The sequence below is a fragment of the Rouxiella badensis genome (genome assembly GCF_026967515.2).
Lineage (GTDB): Bacteria > Pseudomonadota > Gammaproteobacteria > Enterobacterales > Enterobacteriaceae > Rouxiella > Rouxiella badensis.
The window spans coordinates 325436-341625 of sequence record NZ_CP114062.1; the positions used below are offsets into that span (position 1 = coordinate 325436).

General features: G+C 53.3%; 11 protein-coding genes, 7 tRNA genes and 2 other RNA genes. 6 read left to right on the top strand and 14 right to left on the bottom strand.

Going from position 1 to position 16190, the window contains the following annotated elements; genetic code table 11:
• Positions 1 to 7 precede the first annotated feature (7 nt).
• The 8 genes from O1V65_RS01695 to O1V65_RS01730 all read right to left on the bottom strand — a co-directional run bounded on the left by O1V65_RS01695 (position 8) and on the right by O1V65_RS01730 (position 2340).
• Positions 8 to 775, bottom strand: coding sequence for a glutamine amidotransferase (locus O1V65_RS01695; protein WP_017490701.1), 768 nt, complete (start codon positions 773 to 775; stop codon positions 8 to 10).
• Between the two features lie 614 nt (positions 776 to 1389).
• Positions 1390 to 1515: non-coding RNA, RtT sRNA (locus O1V65_RS01700), on the bottom strand.
• A gap of 77 nt (positions 1516 to 1592) precedes the next feature.
• Positions 1593 to 1718: non-coding RNA, RtT sRNA (locus O1V65_RS01705), on the bottom strand.
• 78 nt (positions 1719 to 1796) lie between these two features.
• Positions 1797 to 1872: transfer RNA gene (locus O1V65_RS01710), tRNA-Lys, on the bottom strand.
• Positions 1873 to 1916: 44 nt separating this feature from the next.
• Positions 1917 to 1992, bottom strand: a tRNA-Val gene (locus O1V65_RS01715).
• Positions 1993 to 2030: 38 nt separating this feature from the next.
• Positions 2031 to 2106: transfer RNA gene (locus O1V65_RS01720), tRNA-Val, on the bottom strand.
• A gap of 41 nt (positions 2107 to 2147) precedes the next feature.
• A tRNA-Val gene (locus tag O1V65_RS01725) sits at positions 2148 to 2223 on the bottom strand.
• A gap of 41 nt (positions 2224 to 2264) precedes the next feature.
• Positions 2265 to 2340: transfer RNA gene (locus O1V65_RS01730), tRNA-Val, on the bottom strand.
• A gap of 513 nt (positions 2341 to 2853) precedes the next feature.
• On the opposite strand from O1V65_RS01730, the gene gltX reads away from it, so the two are divergent.
• On the top strand, positions 2854 to 4269 hold the full coding sequence (gene gltX, locus O1V65_RS01735; protein ID WP_017490702.1) for a glutamate--tRNA ligase: 1416 nt from the start codon (positions 2854 to 2856) through the stop codon (positions 4267 to 4269).
• An 88-nt stretch (positions 4270 to 4357) separates the two neighbouring features.
• On the opposite strand, the gene O1V65_RS01740 is transcribed toward gltX, so the two are convergent.
• Complete coding sequence (locus O1V65_RS01740) at positions 4358 to 5155, bottom strand: formate/nitrite transporter family protein (protein WP_017490703.1); 798 nt, start codon at positions 5153 to 5155, stop codon at positions 4358 to 4360.
• A gap of 384 nt (positions 5156 to 5539) precedes the next feature.
• Between O1V65_RS01740 and O1V65_RS01745 the strand changes: the two genes are divergently transcribed.
• Positions 5540 to 5615 (top strand) — tRNA-Ala (locus O1V65_RS01745).
• 76 nt (positions 5616 to 5691) lie between these two features.
• Positions 5692 to 5767 (top strand) — tRNA-Ala (locus tag O1V65_RS01750).
• Between the two features lie 125 nt (positions 5768 to 5892).
• Here the strand turns inward: O1V65_RS01750 and O1V65_RS01755 are convergent.
• Positions 5893 to 7080, bottom strand: a complete 1188-nt coding sequence (locus O1V65_RS01755) for a NupC/NupG family nucleoside CNT transporter (protein ID WP_017490704.1) — start codon at positions 7078 to 7080, stop codon at positions 5893 to 5895.
• Positions 7081 to 7511: 431 nt separating this feature from the next.
• Between O1V65_RS01755 and O1V65_RS01760 the strand changes: the two genes are divergently transcribed.
• Positions 7512 to 8741: an Nramp family divalent metal transporter gene (locus tag O1V65_RS01760; protein ID WP_026110370.1), complete on the top strand. Its 1230-nt coding sequence runs from the start codon at positions 7512 to 7514 to the stop codon at positions 8739 to 8741.
• A 75-nt stretch (positions 8742 to 8816) separates the two neighbouring features.
• Here the strand turns inward: O1V65_RS01760 and O1V65_RS01765 are convergent, their stop codons facing one another.
• The 3 genes from O1V65_RS01765 to mgrA form a co-directional block, all read right to left on the bottom strand.
• The gene (locus O1V65_RS01765) at positions 8817 to 10760 is read right to left on the bottom strand and encodes a tyrosine-protein phosphatase (RefSeq protein ID WP_227989785.1); all 1944 of its coding nucleotides are present in this window, start codon (positions 10758 to 10760) and stop codon (positions 8817 to 8819) included.
• 169 nt (positions 10761 to 10929) lie between these two features.
• Entirely contained in the window at positions 10930 to 11403 is a 474-nt protein-coding gene (locus tag O1V65_RS01770; protein WP_017490707.1) for a DUF2502 domain-containing protein, read from the bottom strand.
• Between the two features lie 245 nt (positions 11404 to 11648).
• Positions 11649 to 12638 (bottom strand): L-glyceraldehyde 3-phosphate reductase, encoded by a 990-nt coding sequence (gene mgrA, locus O1V65_RS01775; RefSeq protein ID WP_017490708.1) that lies wholly within the window; start codon positions 12636 to 12638, stop codon positions 11649 to 11651.
• 282 nt (positions 12639 to 12920) lie between these two features.
• Here mgrA and O1V65_RS01780 point away from each other — a divergent pair, with 282 nt between their 5' ends.
• The gene (locus O1V65_RS01780; protein ID WP_084912935.1) at positions 12921 to 14585 is read left to right on the top strand and encodes an alpha-keto acid decarboxylase family protein; all 1665 of its coding nucleotides are present in this window, start codon (positions 12921 to 12923) and stop codon (positions 14583 to 14585) included.
• A gap of 27 nt (positions 14586 to 14612) precedes the next feature.
• On the opposite strand, the gene O1V65_RS01785 is transcribed toward O1V65_RS01780, so the two are convergent.
• On the bottom strand, positions 14613 to 15491 hold the full coding sequence (locus O1V65_RS01785; protein WP_017490710.1) for a LysR family transcriptional regulator: 879 nt from the start codon (positions 15489 to 15491) through the stop codon (positions 14613 to 14615).
• A gap of 147 nt (positions 15492 to 15638) precedes the next feature.
• On the opposite strand from O1V65_RS01785, the gene O1V65_RS01790 reads away from it, so the two are divergent.
• A complete protein-coding gene (locus tag O1V65_RS01790; protein ID WP_017490711.1) occupies positions 15639 to 16115 on the top strand; it encodes a multidrug/biocide efflux PACE transporter in 477 nt (158 codons plus the stop codon).
• The last annotated feature ends 75 nt before the right edge of the window (positions 16116 to 16190 follow it).

Genomic DNA, 16190 nt, shown 5'->3' on the forward strand with positions numbered 1-16190 from the left:
GTGAGGGTTACTTGAGGCGGGTAAGCCAGCCCAGACAGTTTTTCCACAGCTGGTCATAACCCGGCCACTGAATAAATTCACCTGGTACCCAGTGCGGGCCGATGTCAGAGGTCCAGACCAGTGAGCGGCCCTCGCCGTAAGTGCCGCTCACGAGCAGTGGGTGCCCACCTTCGTCATCGGGTAGGGTAGCCAGCACTTCAGCACCTTCTTTGAGCACAACCTCATTAGCGCCGAGCAGCAGCGGCCATTTACCGTCGATGCCTTGCAGGACAGGATGATCCTTTGGCGCAGTGATCTTCGCCGAGAATCCTTCCGGGATCTCCAGACGATCGTCGTAGGGCAGGCAGGTGACCGGCAACGCTTCTTCGACCGGCGTATTGCGCCAGCGCGCCTTGCCATCGATCCCCTGAAACGAGAAGTAACCGCCGATCATCATTAGGCCACCGCCTTCTGCGGTCCACTGACGTAGTAGTTTGAGGCGATTGGGCATCGGTTTGCTGTGCATCCACACGGCTGGGGGCAGGAGCAGGGAATTAGCGCCAATATCTGACAGAATAATCGCATCAAAGGCTTTTAGTCCCTCGAGATCGAACGGCAGTTTCTCGACAACTTCATGGGCGGGCATATAGGTGAGCTCAAATTCGGTATTTTCGAGCGCTTTGACCAGTGGTTCGGCACCTAAATGAAATGTCACGCTGCCAAACTGATCGAATCCTTTGTAATGGGTCGCCGAACTGACCCAGCTTTCACCTAACAACAGCACGCGTTTGCTCATGTTACTTTCCCCGGATGAATGGCTGATACTAGGTTGATAACAAAGTAAACCGGTTTAGTAAAGCGGTATAGTGGTGGATCTTTAATCGCTAATGGGGGTTTTTTAGGTCAAGGGCACGCGCCTTGCGCGCTGGGCGCTGGCCCAGACCAGTCAAGGGGCCTTCCCAGGCCAAGGCCCCTTGGAACCCCACGCCTTGTTATCGGTGCATGTGTCTTGCCAGCCGATGAGTTTGTTCCAGATGCTTGCGCACGTGGCGTGGTCCCGCGCCGCCCCGAATCCGCCAACCAGCTTCTAAACAAAAACCGGCAACCTTGCGGTCAAATCCACGCTCGGTCTAACGGCGGGATTTTTTTGTTTGTTCTTTGCTGCATCAGCAACGGTAAATTTTATGTCTTTTCTATGGCGGATTCACATTGGCGGATCCAGGACGGCGCTGAGCGGAGGGAGAAAGACGCGTTTGGCTTTCGAGCAAAGCGAAGGGACCGCAGAGCGGCGCGGCCTACGCCACGCTTCGTGTCACTGGAAAGCACTTAAAACACGAGCGGCGACACGTATAATTATTCAGTGGCGCTAAAACGCAAAAAACGCCCATTAGGCGCTTTTTTCTTACTAAGTGGTGGGTCGTGCGGGATTGATTCGGCCTTTGGCCTCTCCCTGCGGGCAACGCGTTCGCGTTGTCGTCTCGCTTCGCTCGGCTCGAACCTGAACGCAGCTTCTCACCCACACTCCCAGCGGAATCTGCTCGTATAGAGTCGGTAAATTATTCAGTGGCGCTAAAACGCAAAAAACGCCCGTTAGGCGCTTTTTTCTTACTAAGTGGTGGGTCGTGCGGGATTGATTCGGCCTTTGGCCTCTCCCTGCGGGCAACGCGTTCGCGTTGTCGTCTCGCTTCGCTCGGCTCGAACCTGAACGCAGCTTCTCACCCACACGACGCGCGGGATCTGCTGCTTTAGAGCTAGGGAATAATTTCTCAGACCCTGAAACGCAAAAAACGCCCGTTAGGCGCTTTTTTCTTACTAAGTGGTGGGTCGTGCGGGATTCGAACCTGCGACCAATTGATTAAAAGTCAACTGCTCTACCAACTGAGCTAACGACCCACTGTTTAGTAACTGTCTTTACTGCTTGTTCAGTTTGCCAGAAGTGGTGGGCGATGACGGGCTCGAACCGCCGACCCCCTCCGTGTAAAGGAGATGCTCTACCAACTGAGCTAATCGCCCACTTCTGAAAACTGTTTCGTAAGAAGCTTGCTGAGAAATGGTGGGCGATGACGGGCTCGAACCGCCGACCCCCTCCGTGTAAAGGAGATGCTCTACCAACTGAGCTAATCGCCCATTTCTCATTTCTTCTTACTGCACCATCACTCATTAAAGAGTGGTGGGCGATGACGGGCTCGAACCGCCGACCCCCTCCGTGTAAAGGAGATGCTCTACCAACTGAGCTAATCGCCCATCATAAGATGGCTTATCACAACGCGGTCACTCTTAAAGAGTGGTGGGCGATGACGGGCTCGAACCGCCGACCCCCTCCGTGTAAAGGAGATGCTCTACCAACTGAGCTAATCGCCCCCGTCGTGATGGAGTCGCATTATAGGGATAGTTCGAATTGAGTCAACGGTTTTTAAAAACAAAAATGACTGTTCGGCGCAAAACTAGACAAGACGCCAAAAAAGTATGCAGTGCAGACTAGTTCTTATGCATCAACGAGCTAAAAATAGCGTTTTTCCTGCGAAAGGCCATTAACGTTTTTGGGGAGTTAACCGCTTTTTACCAGACCCCCAGGCTCTGTTTTAAAGAAACTCCCCTTGTGGAATCCACTTTTTTGAGGAAATCGTCCTCCTGAAACGCTATTTTTTCTTGAAACACAAAGCAGAGAGGGGCGGTATGACCGTTTTTCTTTCTCTATCCGTTCAATTACCCATTCAATTGCCGGGTTCAACGTTGAGGATTCGAGGCAGAGTGATAGAATGACAGCCACTTTTACAACCATAGTTTTCTAATCAACAACTTTGGTTGTCGTATAAATGAGAGTCTCGTTTAGTCGCGACATCTATTTGAAACATAGTTAAGGCTGCTTCCCTGATGAAAATCAAAACCCGTTTTGCTCCCAGCCCAACTGGCTATCTGCACGTTGGCGGCGCTCGTACAGCACTTTACTCCTGGCTTTATGCTCGTAACCTGGGCGGCGAGTTTGTGTTACGTATAGAGGATACCGATCTGGAGCGTTCAACCCAGGCGGCCATTGACGCGATTATGGATGGCATGAACTGGCTGAACCTGGACTGGGATGAGGGTCCATATTTCCAGACCAAGCGTTTCGATCGCTACAATGCGGTTATTGATGAAATGCTGGAAAATGGCACGGCCTATAAATGCTACTGCTCCAAAGAACGTCTGGAAGCGCTGCGTGAAGAGCAAATGGCCAACAACGAGAAGCCTCGCTACGACGGGCGCTGCCGCGACAGTCATGAACATCACGCCGCAGACGAGCCTTGCGTTGTGCGTTTCCGCAACCCGCAGGAAGGATCGGTTATTTTCGACGACCAGATCCGTGGTCCGATCGAATTTAGCAACCTTGAGCTTGACGATCTGATCATCCGCCGTACCGACGGTGCCCCAACCTATAACTTCTGCGTTGTCGTCGATGACTGGGATATGGAAATCACTCACGTTATTCGTGGTGAAGACCATATCAATAATACCCCACGTCAGATAAACATTCTAAAAGCGCTGGGTGCGCCGGTACCCGTTTATGCGCACGTTTCCATGATTCTGGGCGACGACGGTAAAAAGTTGTCAAAACGTCATGGCGCAGTGGGCGTGATGCAGTATCGCGACGACGGCTACCTGCCAGAAGCGCTGCTGAACTATCTGGTGCGTCTGGGCTGGTCTCACGGCGATCAGGAAATCTTCAGCATTGACGAAATGAAAGCGCTGTTTAGTCTGGACAGCGTCAGCAAGTCTGCCAGCGCCTTTAATACCGAAAAGCTGCTGTGGCTGAACCACCATTACATCAACGCACTGCCGCCAGAATATGTGGCTACGCAACTGCAATGGCACATCGAGCAGCAGAACATCGACACCCGCAATGGCCCGGAGCTGTCTGCGCTGGTGAAACTGCTGGGTGAGCGTTGTAAAACGTTGAAAGAGATGGCCGAGTCTTGCCACTATTTCTACCAGGACTTCAGTGAGTTCGACGACGCAGCGGCGAAGAAACACCTGCGTCCGGTTGCGCGTCAGCCGCTTGAAGCCGTGCGTGCCAACCTGGCTGCCATCACCGACTGGACGCCTGAGAACGTGCACAACGCCATTCAGGGCACTGCCGACGAGCTGGGCGTTGGCATGGGTAAAGTGGGCATGCCACTGCGCGTTGCCGTGACCGGTGCCGGCATGTCTCCGGGCATGGACGTGACCGTGCACGCTATTGGTCAAAGCCGCACTTTGTCTCGTATCGATCAAGCGCTGGCCTATATCGCCGAGCGTGAAGCACAGCAATAAGCGTTAATAGACCTGAGGGTTGAATAACAAAAAGGCCAGCCGGATGCTCCGACTGGCCTTTCTTTTATCTATAGCCTGCTAAAACGGATTAACGAGACTGTGAGGTCGACTCGGCAGACGCCGCCGTTGGGCGATACGCCAGATAGTACATCAGGCCTACGAAGCCAGCGCCACCGACCGCGTTACCGAGGAACACGGCAACGAAGTTAGGGAAGTACTGCGACCAGCTCAGCGCACCCGCAAAGATGGCAGCCGGAATGATAAACATGTTGGCGACGACGTGCTGGAAGCCGATAGCGACGAACGCCATTACCGGGAACCACATTCCGATGACTTTCCCGCCCATCTCTTTACTGGCAAATGCCAGCCATACCGCCAGACATACCAGCCAGTTACAGCCGATACCGGAAATAAAGGAGTGCATAAAGTCTGCGTTAACCTTCGCCTGGGCAGTCGCCACGGTTTTCGCCAGGAATACGCCTTCCGTCATGCCCAGCACGTGACCAAAGAAGTAGGCCACCGCGATGCTGCCGATGAGGTTGGCAATAGTGACCCAGAACCAGTTGCGCACGACGGCAAACAGGCTGATTTGACGGGCGAACCAGGCCATTGGCAAGGTCATCATATTACCGGTCAGCAGTTCACCGCCGGCCAGCACGGTCAGGATAAGCCCAACCGGGAATACCGCTGCGCCGAGCAGACCGCCAAAAGAACCCCAGGATGCAGGCAGTGTCCCTACTACATGCAGGTCAAGCAGGAAGCCGATAGCAATAAAGGCACCCGCAAGAAAACCCAGGATTAATAAATTGGCGACGGACGCACGGCTTTTGCTCACTCCGGCCGCAACGGCGAGTGAAGCGATTTCTTTTGGTGCATACAAGGACATGAGTTTGCTCGAATAGAATGGTTATAGAGAAAAATTCTTAAGGATAGAGAAACCTGATAATGCAATAGAAGTCTATTATGAGAATTCTCCGAGGACAAGATGCGTTTTTAACCTTGTTAACGGTTGGTTAATGAAAGCATTAATAAGCCTGTGGAATTTTTTTCGCGCGCGCTCGGCGGCCCAGCCTTTTTCCTATTTTTCAACGGGAAGATAAGAAGGTCATGAAACGAACATAATGTGTCCGCTCAGGGTTAAAAATCGCTTTCGTGGCCGGTATTTGGCGGCTTTTTCAGCGCTTGATTACATAATCACATTTAGCCGTTGACAGCCTTGGCGGGGTTTCATATTATGCGCCCCGTTCACAAGATTTAATGTGTCTGGAACGGGGGTATAGCTCAGCTGGGAGAGCGCTTGCATGGCATGCAAGAGGTCAGCGGTTCGATCCCGCTTATCTCCACCAATCTTCTTCTCAGAGCAGGTTGGTCGTTTACATCTCCCCAAGATGTAGGCATAAGACAGTAAATCAGAACACCCGTGGGGGTATAGCTCAGCTGGGAGAGCGCTTGCATGGCATGCAAGAGGTCAGCGGTTCGATCCCGCTTATCTCCACCAAAATTAAAAGAACCCGCTTCGGCGGGTTTTTTGCTTTCTGTTTCCAGAAAACCCGCCTTGTAGCCTGAACGACGGGCACAAAAAAAGGCGCCGAAGCGCCTTCTTAAACCGCTTTTGTTGCGACGTTACGCCAGTACCAGACCCGCGATAGACGCAGACAGTACGCTCACCAGCGTTGAACCGTACAGCAGCTTCAGGCCGAAGCGTGAAACCACGTTACCCTGTTGCTCGTTCAGGCCTTTGATAGCCCCCGCCACGATACCGATTGACGAGAAGTTAGCAAAAGACACCAGGAAGACCGACAGGATACCCACACCGCGTGGCGACAGGTCGTGTGCGACTTTCTGCAGATCGAGCATAGCAACAAACTCGTTAGAAACCAGTTTGGTCGCCATGATGCTCCCCACCTGCAGTGCTTCACTGCTTGGCACGCCCATAATCCATGCGAATGGATAGAACACGTAACCCAACACGCCCTGGAAGCTGATGTGGAACACCGCGCTGAACAGAGCATTGAGGCAGGAGATCAGCGCGATAAAGCCAATCAGCATCGCCGCAACGATAATCGCTACTTTGAAACCTGCCAGAATGTATTCACCCAGCATTTCAAAAAAGCTCTGCCCTGCGTGGGTATTGGTCAGCTGCAGATCTTCCTCGCCATCAACCTTATAAGGGTTGATCAGCGACAGTACAATGAAGGTGCTGAACATGTTGAGGATCAGCGCGGCAACAACGTACTTGGGTTCCAGCATGGTCATGTAAGCGCCAACGATCGACATTGAAACCGTCGACATGGCGGTCGCTGCCATGGTGTACATGCGTTTTTCAGACATTTTGCCCAGAATATCTTTATACGCGATAAAGTTTTCTGATTGCCCCAGGATAAGCGAGCTGACGGCGTTAAAGGATTCCAGTTTTCCCATGCCGTTGATTTTAGACAAAATAGTACCGATGATGCGGATGAACACCGGCAGGATACGCACGTGCTGCAAAATACCAATCAGCGCCGAAATGAACACGATTGGGCACAGCACATTGAGGAAGAAGAACGCCAATCCTTTTTCGTTCATGCCTCCAAATACGAAACCCGTCCCTTCTGCTGCGAATTTTAATAATGTTTCAAACAAGTCTGAAAAGCCTTTTACGAAACCTAATCCAATTTCTGAATTAAGGAAGAAATAGGCTAATAAGACTTCAATGACCAATAGCTGAACAATGAAGCGAAAACGAATGTTTTTGCGATCACGGCTCACCAGTAAGGCCAGTACTGCGACAACGGCTAACGCTAAAACAAAGTGCAGTATTCGGGACATGTTTGCTCCAAATTTGAGGCAGGCAATATTTCGACGGTCATTTTATGTAACGCGTACACAAAAAATGTGATATGTATTGCAAATATAGGAATTAAGCCAAAAAAAAGCAACATTTCCAGCGACATAACACGAAAAGTCAAGATGTTAAGTAAACTACGCATTATTGGATTTTTTGTGCTAGCTTTAATACAGGCAGTAATACACCCAGCGTTTCCGTGGGGTTGAGTCCAGAGTATTCTAAAAATTCTGTATTCGGAAAGCGAGCCATCATTGAGTCTTTTGGCATCTAGCACATAAAACCTGCCGGTTCTTACGCTTCTTGCTTCCTGTCAGAGCAATAAACAACACCTTTCTAAATGCACTTGATAATCATTCTCAATTGATTATTATATTAGTATTAGAAAGCGTAAAAACTGTAAGGGTTAACTGATATGTTGAATAGCCGAGCTGAATCCTCCAGCCGTTCTTCCAGGAAGATAAAGCTTTCGTTAATGGGGCCTGCTTTCATCGCCGCCATTGGCTACATCGATCCCGGTAATTTCGCCACCAACATTCAGGCGGGTGCCTCCTACGGCTACCAGCTGCTTTGGGTTGTTGTCTGGGCAAACGTGATGGCTATGCTCATTCAGCTTATGTCCGCCAAACTGGGTATTGCCACCGGTAAAAACCTGGCAGAACACATTCGCGATCGCTTCCCACGTCCTGCGGTCTGGGCCTATTGGGTCCAGGCTGAAATTATCGCCATGGCTACCGATTTGGCCGAGTTTATCGGTGCGGCAATCGGCTTCAAACTGCTTTTAGGCGTCTCCCTGCTGCAAGGGGCGGTGCTCACGGGGATAGCGACCTTTATTATTCTTGGCCTGCAAAAACGCGGGCAAAAACCGCTTGAGCTGGTGATTGGCGGCCTGCTGCTGTTTGTGGCGCTGGCGTATATCGTCGAGCTGTTCTTCTCGCAGCCTAAAATGCTGGCGCTCGGCAAGGGCATGCTGACACCGAGCCTGCCGGACAGTAATTCCGTTTACCTCGCTGCCGGGGTACTGGGCGCGACCATTATGCCGCACGTAATTTATCTGCACTCATCGCTGACTCAGCGTTCGTCCAAAGACTCGAAAGAGCAGCGTTATTCTTCGACTAAGCTGGACGTGGCGATCGCCATGACTATTGCCGGTTTCGTTAATCTGGCGATGATGGCGACGGCAGCGGCGGCTTTCCACTTTAGTGGTCACAAGGGCATTAGCGAACTGGAGGAAGCCTACCTGACGCTGACGCCGCTGCTGGGTCATGCGGCGGCAACGACGTTTGGCCTGAGTCTGGTCGCTGCAGGGTTGTCCTCCACGGTCGTCGGTACGCTGGCAGGGCAGGTGGTGATGCAGGGCTTCGTGAAGTTTTACATTCCGCTGTGGGTGCGCCGCGCGGTCACCATGGCGCCATCGTTTATCGTGATTCTGCTTGGCATGGATGCGACCAGGATTCTGGTCTTGAGTCAGGTATTGCTGAGTTTTGGTATCGCGCTGGCGCTGTTACCGCTGCTGGCTTTTACCGGCAATCGCGAGCTGATGGGAGACATGACCAACTCAAGGCTGATGCAGTGGTCTGGGCGGGTGATTGTGCTGGTGGTAGTGAGTCTGAACTTCTATTTGCTGATCGGCATGCTGAAGTAGCGCGGCGATTATTCAGGTAAACACTAAAAAAGGGGCACTGAAAAGTGCCCCTTTTTGCATGCTGTTTAACCATAATCAAAATATGTAGCTGAGATTCAGACTGCCGCTGACCCCTTTGGTGTCGCCCGATCCCAGCGCGGCAACCTGTGCGCCAAGACTGACCGGGCCGTGGCTGGCGATAACGTTCAATCCGGCAGTGTAGAAGTTGTGGCTGTGATAAGACGAATCCTGTGTCACGCTGTAGCCGTAAAGTTCACCGCTGCTGCTGACCGTCGGATTACTGAAGTCGTGCTCATAGCCGAGGTTAACCGCAGGGGTGATAGCCCAGTTGCCTGCCTCTGAAGGACGGAAGGCGAACTTGAGGTTAGCGACGCCGCGGGTGCTGGTTTCGCTTGTGCGGTTCATGTCCAGCGCAAGTTCGCTGCCGCGCTCCTGGAAGGCGTCGAGTTTGAGATACGACACACGTCCTCCTACGGAAGGTTCCACGCGGACCCACCCAAGGTCACTAGCATAGCCCAGACGCAGCGTGCCGCCGACCAACTGACCTTCGGTGTCGCCCCATGCGGTGCCCAGACCGCCGCCCAGCTGGCGTTTACCGTTGTCATTGACCCATCCGGCGTTGACGTCCGCGGCTAAGAAGGCTCCGGCATCAAGGTTGTTGAACGCCAGTCGTCCGCCCGCGCCCACAAAGGTTAGATTGGTTTTCACCTCACCGCCCGCCGCGCCGACCGATCCCCGGTCATAGCCAAAGGTACCGTAGCCGCTGACGCGACTGTTGAAGCGCTGACCCAGCCCCATCATCACGCCTGTACTGTGTTCGTTGCTGCTGGAGGCCTGTGCGGATCCTCCTGTGCCGAGATAGCCGGAAAGCGCGGTTGCCCACAGGTTGCTTTCGCCGTCTTTCATGCGCGAACTGTCGGTATAAGGCGCAAGCGCATCGTCGAGCAGCGAGTTTTGACGAAGAAGGTAGCTTGAAGTATCGGCATAGACCTGACCGCCGACGGTCGACTGCACGCCGCCCAGCGTTCCGGCATCGATTGCCGACTGCAAATAGTAGTTATAGTTAGTGTAAGCACCAGAAAGACTGCTGTTTTGCAGTTCGTTAAGCAGCTCCGCACCTTCGGCGTCGTTGCCACGCATTCCCGCCTGTCCCGGCAGCGTTGAGTAGAGCACCATCTTGGCGCGCAGCACATAAATCGTGGCCTGCGAAAGACCCAGGCCCTCGGTCAAATAGTTTTGCATTGAGCCGTATTCTGCAATCACTTCATCAAATGCCGTGGTGAGATAGCTGGCTTCTACGGTGAGAAGCGGCGCGTAGATGGCGGCTTCGGCGGCGGGCATCGCGGCCAGTTCCGCATTGATACGGGCGGCGGTATAGGTGTTGGTCGCCAGATAATCTTGATAAATGTCGCGGGTGCTTACGCCGGCAATGCTTTGCAATATGGCAGTCGCCCAGCCGGTGCGGTCTTTGCCTGCCGTGCAGTGGAACAGCGCCGCGCCTTTGGTGCTGGCGAGGTCATTGAGCAGCACGCCAAACTCGCTGCTGACGTTTTTGTCATCAACAAACTCTTTATAAGTTTCATCCATATATTGTTCGGCTCCGCTGGCCGAGCCGAGGCTAGTCAACAGGCTGGCGGCAGAGGTCGAGGAAGAGCTTGCCGTCGCGGCCGAGCTGCTATCGCCAAGGATATTGATGTTGGTGTAGGTTATATTGGACGGAACAGTATCCGGCGTGGCGGCGATTTCGCTGCTGGTGCGCAGGTCGTAAATATGGGTGATGCCCAGCGTTTCGAGAGTAGCCAGATCGGCAGCCGACGGCGTGAAGACGTTCGAACGATAAAAGACGCCGCTGCGCATGGTGCCGCCGTAAGTGGTGCTGTAGGCCGTGGTGGTGCCCGCAATATCACGAAAGTTATCCATCGAGCTGAGTATCGGCGTCGTAATGGTGACATCGGAAGCATAGGCGTTCAGGGCAGGTGTGCAGAGTAGGGAAATAGCGACGGCAAGCTTTAACTTCATGTTCTACCTCATTTTTATGGGCTTATAAAAGTGAGGGACTCTAATTCTGATTTTTTACAAAATTATTAAAGCATTAATAAGGTTTAACCTTTGGGTAAAAAGTAGCATTTTTAGCCAAAATGATCGGATAAAAAAAGGGGCACTTTTCAGTGCCCCTTGTTCAGGGAGATTAATGGTGGTCGCCGCCTGGGCCGCCCATAGGAGGACGAGGCTGGCCGCCGCCGTGATCACCACCATGGCCGTGATCGCCACCACCGTGGTCGCCGCGACCGCCGCCGTCATGGCCGTGATCTGGACCGCCGCGACCGTGGTCAGGACCGCCGTGGAATTCAGGACGAGGGCCCGGGCCGCCGTGGCCGCGACCGTGCTGGTTCCACCAGCCGCCATCACGCCAGCGAGCGCCGTCCCAGTAGTAACCGCGATCGTTGCGGTGACCATAGTATTCGTTACGGTGTTGCCACCAGTACGGAGAACGCCAATCATAACCGTCCCAGTAATAACCGCGGTTATCACGCTGGCCGATGCTGATAGACAAGCCAGGAACATTGATGCTGATACCGTCAGCGTGTGCAGGCATAGTGGCTGGCAACAGGCCGAACAGCAGGGCACCCAGAGCAATCTTTACAACGGGTAATTTTTTCATCATGTTTCTCCATTCAACCTTATTCCCACTTGTTTCATGCTGTAACGATAAAGCCGCGACATAAAATAATTGGGTTTGCATTAATTCGTTAGATAACGTTTTCAATAATGACAGTTATAAGGCCTGGACGGCAGGCTTTCTATTGTCTGCAATCCTGTTTTGATTCTTTTACCCAGTTTAACGATATACTTACAGTAAGTCCCTGAGAGCATTGTTAACAAAGTTTTCCCGTTTGAGGTAAGCGGTTACACTAGGATGTCTTCAATCGCCGCTATTTCCTGTACGCTCAATTCAAGATTGCTCAAACTGTTCACTGCGTCATCAATCTGGCTGGTTTTACTGGCCCCGATCAACACTGAGGTCACCCTGTCGCCGCGCAGCACCCAGGCGAGCGCCATCTGCGAAAGCTTCTGTCCGCGAGCCTGAGCTATCTCATTCAGCTTGCGCACCTTCTCCAGTTTTTCAGGCGTTATCTGCTCCGGATTCAAGAATTTGCTGCCGCTGGCGGCGCGCGAATCTTCGGGAATTCCCGCCAGATAACGGTCAGTCAGCACGCCGCCTGCCAGCGGTGAGAAGGCAATCGAGCCTACGCCGTTTTGTTGCAGGGTATCCAGCAGTCCGCCTTCTACCCAGCGCTCAAACATGGAATATTTTGGCTGATGAATGAGGCAGGGGGTGCCCAGTTTATTAAGAATATCAAAAGCCTTTTGCGCCAGATCCGCCGGGTAGTTCGACAGCCCAACGTACAACGCCTTGCCCTGACGCACGATCAAATCCAGCGCGGACATCGTCTCTTCCAGCGGCGTATGCGGATCGGGACGGTGATGATAAAAAATGTCAACGTACTCGACGCCCAGGCGTTTAAGGCTCTGATTGAGGCTGGCAACCAGATATTTTTTCGACCCCCAGTCGCCGTAAGGGCCGTCCCACATGGTGTAGCCTGCCTTGGAGGAGATGATCAGCTCATCGCGCCATGGCAATAAATCTTCACGCAGAATACGCCCGAAATTCTCTTCGGCCGATCCCGGCGGAGGCCCATAGTTATTTGCTAAATCGAAATGCGTTATCCCTTGGTCAAAGGCGTGACGAACCAGTTCGCGGCCAGTTTCGAAGCGCGATGTATCACCAAAGTTGTGCCACAGGCCTAGCGAGACAGCGGGAAGTTTTAGGCCGCTGTGACCACAGCGACGATAAAGCATCGTTTCATATCGGGCGGGGTTGGCTTGATAAGGCATAGGGATCCTTGTTTAAAAGTTACCGTTAGTAAAATAGCGTTTTAGTGTATGCGTTTTCACTTCTATATTCAGATGTCGCGATCACATCGGCTACTCTTTTTTTAGAACAAAGGAAAACTCTTAGGAGATTGAAGGCATTGCACTAAAAAACGGCATTTTTACGCCGACTGTCTTTGCCGCTTTCCATTCACCATTTGAATAATAATTCTTTGACTCATTTGTACTCGGGGACACTGTGCTAGAACTATTAACTAGCAGTTCAATATTTAAAAGGAGATCATCATGAGTCATATTTTCAGCGTAGGTGACTATCTCGTTGAGCGACTTTCTGAGTTGGGCATTGATGAATTATTTGGTGTGCCGGGTGACTATAATTTGCAGTTCCTTGACAGCGTTATCGCTCATCCCAGGCTGAAATGGGTCGGCTGCTCCAACGAGCTTAATGCCGCCTACGGGGCCGACGGTTACGGGCGCAGCAAACCTGCCGCCGCACTGCTCACCACCTTTGGCGTCGGCGAACTCAGCGCGTTGAACGGTATTGCCGGCAGCTATGCGGAATATGTTCCCGTTATTCATATTGTGGGTGCACCCGCCCTCAACGCGCAGAAGCGCCATGAACTGCTGCACCACTCGCTCGGCGACGGCGATTTCAGCCATTTTCCCCGTATGTCCGCCCAGATAACCGTGGCGCAGGCACTGCTTACCCCCGAAAATGCCACGCGGGAGATAGACAGAGTGTTAGGCGAGGCGCTGTATGCGCGGCGTCCGGTGTACATTCAACTGCCAACCGACGTAGCTTCTCATCAGGTTTCCGCCCCCACTCGGCCTCTTGAATCTCGCCTGCCTGCCGTGGACAAAAATTCTGTCGAGGCTTTCACCCGCGCGGCGACTGCGTTGTTGCGCTCGGCCGACAGCGTGAGTCTGTTAGCCGACTTTCTGGCCGATCGTTTTGAGGTGCGTGACGCGGTACAGCAATGGGTGGACGACGTTCCGCTGCCGCACGCCACGCTGCTGCTCGGGAAAGGATTATTGAACGAGCGCCGTGCGACCTTTTGTGGCACCTACGCAGGGAAGGCCAGCGGCGAGCCGCTGCGCAGCGTCATTGAGGATGCCGATGCCGTCATTACTCTCGGCGTGTGCTTCTCTGACACGGTGACCAGCGGCTTTACGCAAAATATTGCGCAGCATAAACGTATCGATCTCCAGCCGTTCAGCGCCCAGGTAGGGGAGCAGGTATTTAGCCACGTCCCGCTGTCGGTAAGCGTCGATATTCTGCATCGCCTGACCGCCGAACTGGCCGGATTCTGGAAGCCCGCGGCTATTCCTGACAAAACCCTGCCTGCGCCAACCGAAACGGGCTTGTGTCAGCAGGCCTTCTGGCAAGAGATTCAGACCTTCCTGCAACCCGGTGATATTCTGGTGGTCGAGCAGGGAACCGCCTGTTTCGGTGCGGCGCAGCTGAACTTGCCTGAAGGCTGTGACTTTATTGCCCAGCCGCTGTGGGGCTCGATAGGCTTTACGCTGCCTGCGGCGTTGGGCGCGCAGATAGCCAATCCCGACAGGCGCGTCGTATTAATAATCGGTGATGGCTCAGCGCAACTTACCGTGCAGGCGCTAGGTGCGGCTATCCGTTATCGGCTCAATTCCGTCATCTTCATTATTAACAACGATGGCTACACGGTTGAGCGGGCAATTCATGGCGCTGAACAACGCTACAACGATATTGCCCAATGGCAGTGGACTTTACTGCCGCAGGCGTTTGGCGCGACAGAACCGACGCTGGTGGAACGTGTAACCGACGTGAGTGAACTGCGACAGGTGATGGCGAAGATAGACGCCCGCCCTCAGCTGTGTTGGGTTGAGGTAGTGCTGCCGAAAATGGACGTTCCGCCGCTACTGAGCGCCGTTACCCGTGCGCTCGAAGCGCATAATTCTTCACGCGAATAGCCGTCGCCCATCGCTCATGAGGGGCGGTTACTGCCCCTCGATACGCAACGGGTCGAGCAGGCTGTCGATAAACCAGCGGCCTGCCGGTCCCGGCTGATTGTTGCGCGACCAGACCGCATCGATAGAAATCATCTTTGGCCATCCCGAGAGACTGAGCTCTACCAGTTTGTTGTGGCCGAACTGCGCCACCAGCCAGCGTGGCAGTATCGACCAGCCAAATCCCTGTTCCGCCATCTCCAGCAGCATCAGATAGCTCGGCGCAGACCAGGTCTGTCCAAGGGCTTTCTGCTGCGTCTGCCTGCCGTAGGTTTGCAGGCAAAGCTGCCGATAGGCGGGCAAATCTTCATGGCGCAGCGCATCAATTGAGGCCAGCGGGTGTTTTTTGGCGACAAACAGCGCCATCTCGGTCTGGTCGGGCAGACGCGCATAGCCAATATCCGGCGGATAACTCTCCTGTACTTCAAGCATGCCGATATGCGCGCGCCCGAGCTGCAACAGGTCAATCACGTCGCGGTCTTCGGCAATCAGGCATTCAAACTCGATGTCGGGATAGCGCTGTTCGAAGTGGCTCAGCAGCGTCTCGTAATGGGTCGGTTGATAGGTATCCGAAAGCACAAAGGTCAGGCGCGGCTCGATTTGCGCCGACAACCGCACCGCCAGTTCATCGAGTTTTTCGCTGGCCGACAAAATGGCATGTACGTGGGCCAGCACCTTCTGACCCTGTGGCGTCAGCTGCGGTTGACGGCCCTCGCGGTTGAATAGCGTAATGCCCAAATCAACCTCAAGATTTGCCACGGCGGTGCTGACCGTTGACTGACTTTTATGCAGTTTACGCGCGGCGGCAGAAAAGGATCCGCTGGCGGCGGTCTCGACAAAAGCCAGTAACGCTTCGGGTGAATAGCGCATTGATGCATTCCCAATCTGAGGTAACGGTGATGTATCGGTTTTATCGATACTAGCTAACTTTATTCTATCTTTATTAGCGATGATAATCCTGCTCCTTAGGACAAGGAAGGGTCACGGACACCATCAGGATTATTAAAGGTAAACACTATGTCATCGTTAAACGCATCAATGAAGGCGCAAAAAAGTCTCACTGAGCGGCTCATTCACGCCGTCGGCTTCGAGGTGATGGCGCTGCTTATCTGCGCCCCTGTCGCGGCATGGATAATGAATAAACCTGTCCTCGAGATGGGCGTATTGTCGATTTTACTCTCTACCACCGCGATGGTCTGGAACGTGGTGTATAACAGCGTTTTCGACTATTTCTGGCCTATGGGCAGCGTGAAGCGTACTTTTCCGCTCCGCGTAGGGCACGCGCTGGGTTTTGAGGGGGGCTTTATTCTTATAGGCCTGCCGATCGCGGCCTGGTGGCTGCAAATCAGCCTGATAGACGCCTTCGTTCTGGAACTGGGTTTCTTCCTGTTTTTCTTGCCTTATACCATCGGCTATAACTGGCTGTACGATACGCTGCGTCAGCGCGTGATGTCGCGTAAGAGAAATCAGGCGAGAGAGCCGCTAAGACGTTAATTTCAGCACGCCCGAGTCTTGTTATCGCCCTGGTGTTCCTCTATTTTCGATGAACAACAAGGATGCGAGGAGATC

What these genes read in the sequence shown, in the direction of transcription:
- mgrA (WP_017490708.1), bottom strand. Translation starts at nt 12,638, where the DNA reads ATGCCTTATCAAGCCAACCCCGCCCGATATGAAACGATGCTTTATCGT.
- O1V65_RS01770 (WP_017490707.1), bottom strand. Translation starts at nt 11,403, where the DNA reads ATGAAAAAATTACCCGTTGTAAAGATTGCTCTGGGTGCCCTGCTGTTC.
- O1V65_RS01695 (WP_017490701.1), bottom strand. Translation starts at nt 775, where the DNA reads ATGAGCAAACGCGTGCTGTTGTTAGGTGAAAGCTGGGTCAGTTCGGCG.
- O1V65_RS01780 (WP_084912935.1), top strand. Translation starts at nt 12,921, where the DNA reads ATGAGTCATATTTTCAGCGTAGGTGACTATCTCGTTGAGCGACTTTCT.
- gltX (WP_017490702.1), top strand. Translation starts at nt 2,854, where the DNA reads ATGAAAATCAAAACCCGTTTTGCTCCCAGCCCAACTGGCTATCTGCAC.
- O1V65_RS01790 (WP_017490711.1), top strand. Translation starts at nt 15,639, where the DNA reads ATGTCATCGTTAAACGCATCAATGAAGGCGCAAAAAAGTCTCACTGAG.
- O1V65_RS01740 (WP_017490703.1), bottom strand. Translation starts at nt 5,155, where the DNA reads ATGTCCTTGTATGCACCAAAAGAAATCGCTTCACTCGCCGTTGCGGCC.
- O1V65_RS01760 (WP_026110370.1), top strand. Translation starts at nt 7,512, where the DNA reads ATGTTGAATAGCCGAGCTGAATCCTCCAGCCGTTCTTCCAGGAAGATA.
- O1V65_RS01765 (WP_227989785.1), bottom strand. Translation starts at nt 10,760, where the DNA reads ATGAAGTTAAAGCTTGCCGTCGCTATTTCCCTACTCTGCACACCTGCC.
- O1V65_RS01785 (WP_017490710.1), bottom strand. Translation starts at nt 15,491, where the DNA reads ATGCGCTATTCACCCGAAGCGTTACTGGCTTTTGTCGAGACCGCCGCC.
- O1V65_RS01755 (WP_017490704.1), bottom strand. Translation starts at nt 7,080, where the DNA reads ATGTCCCGAATACTGCACTTTGTTTTAGCGTTAGCCGTTGTCGCAGTA.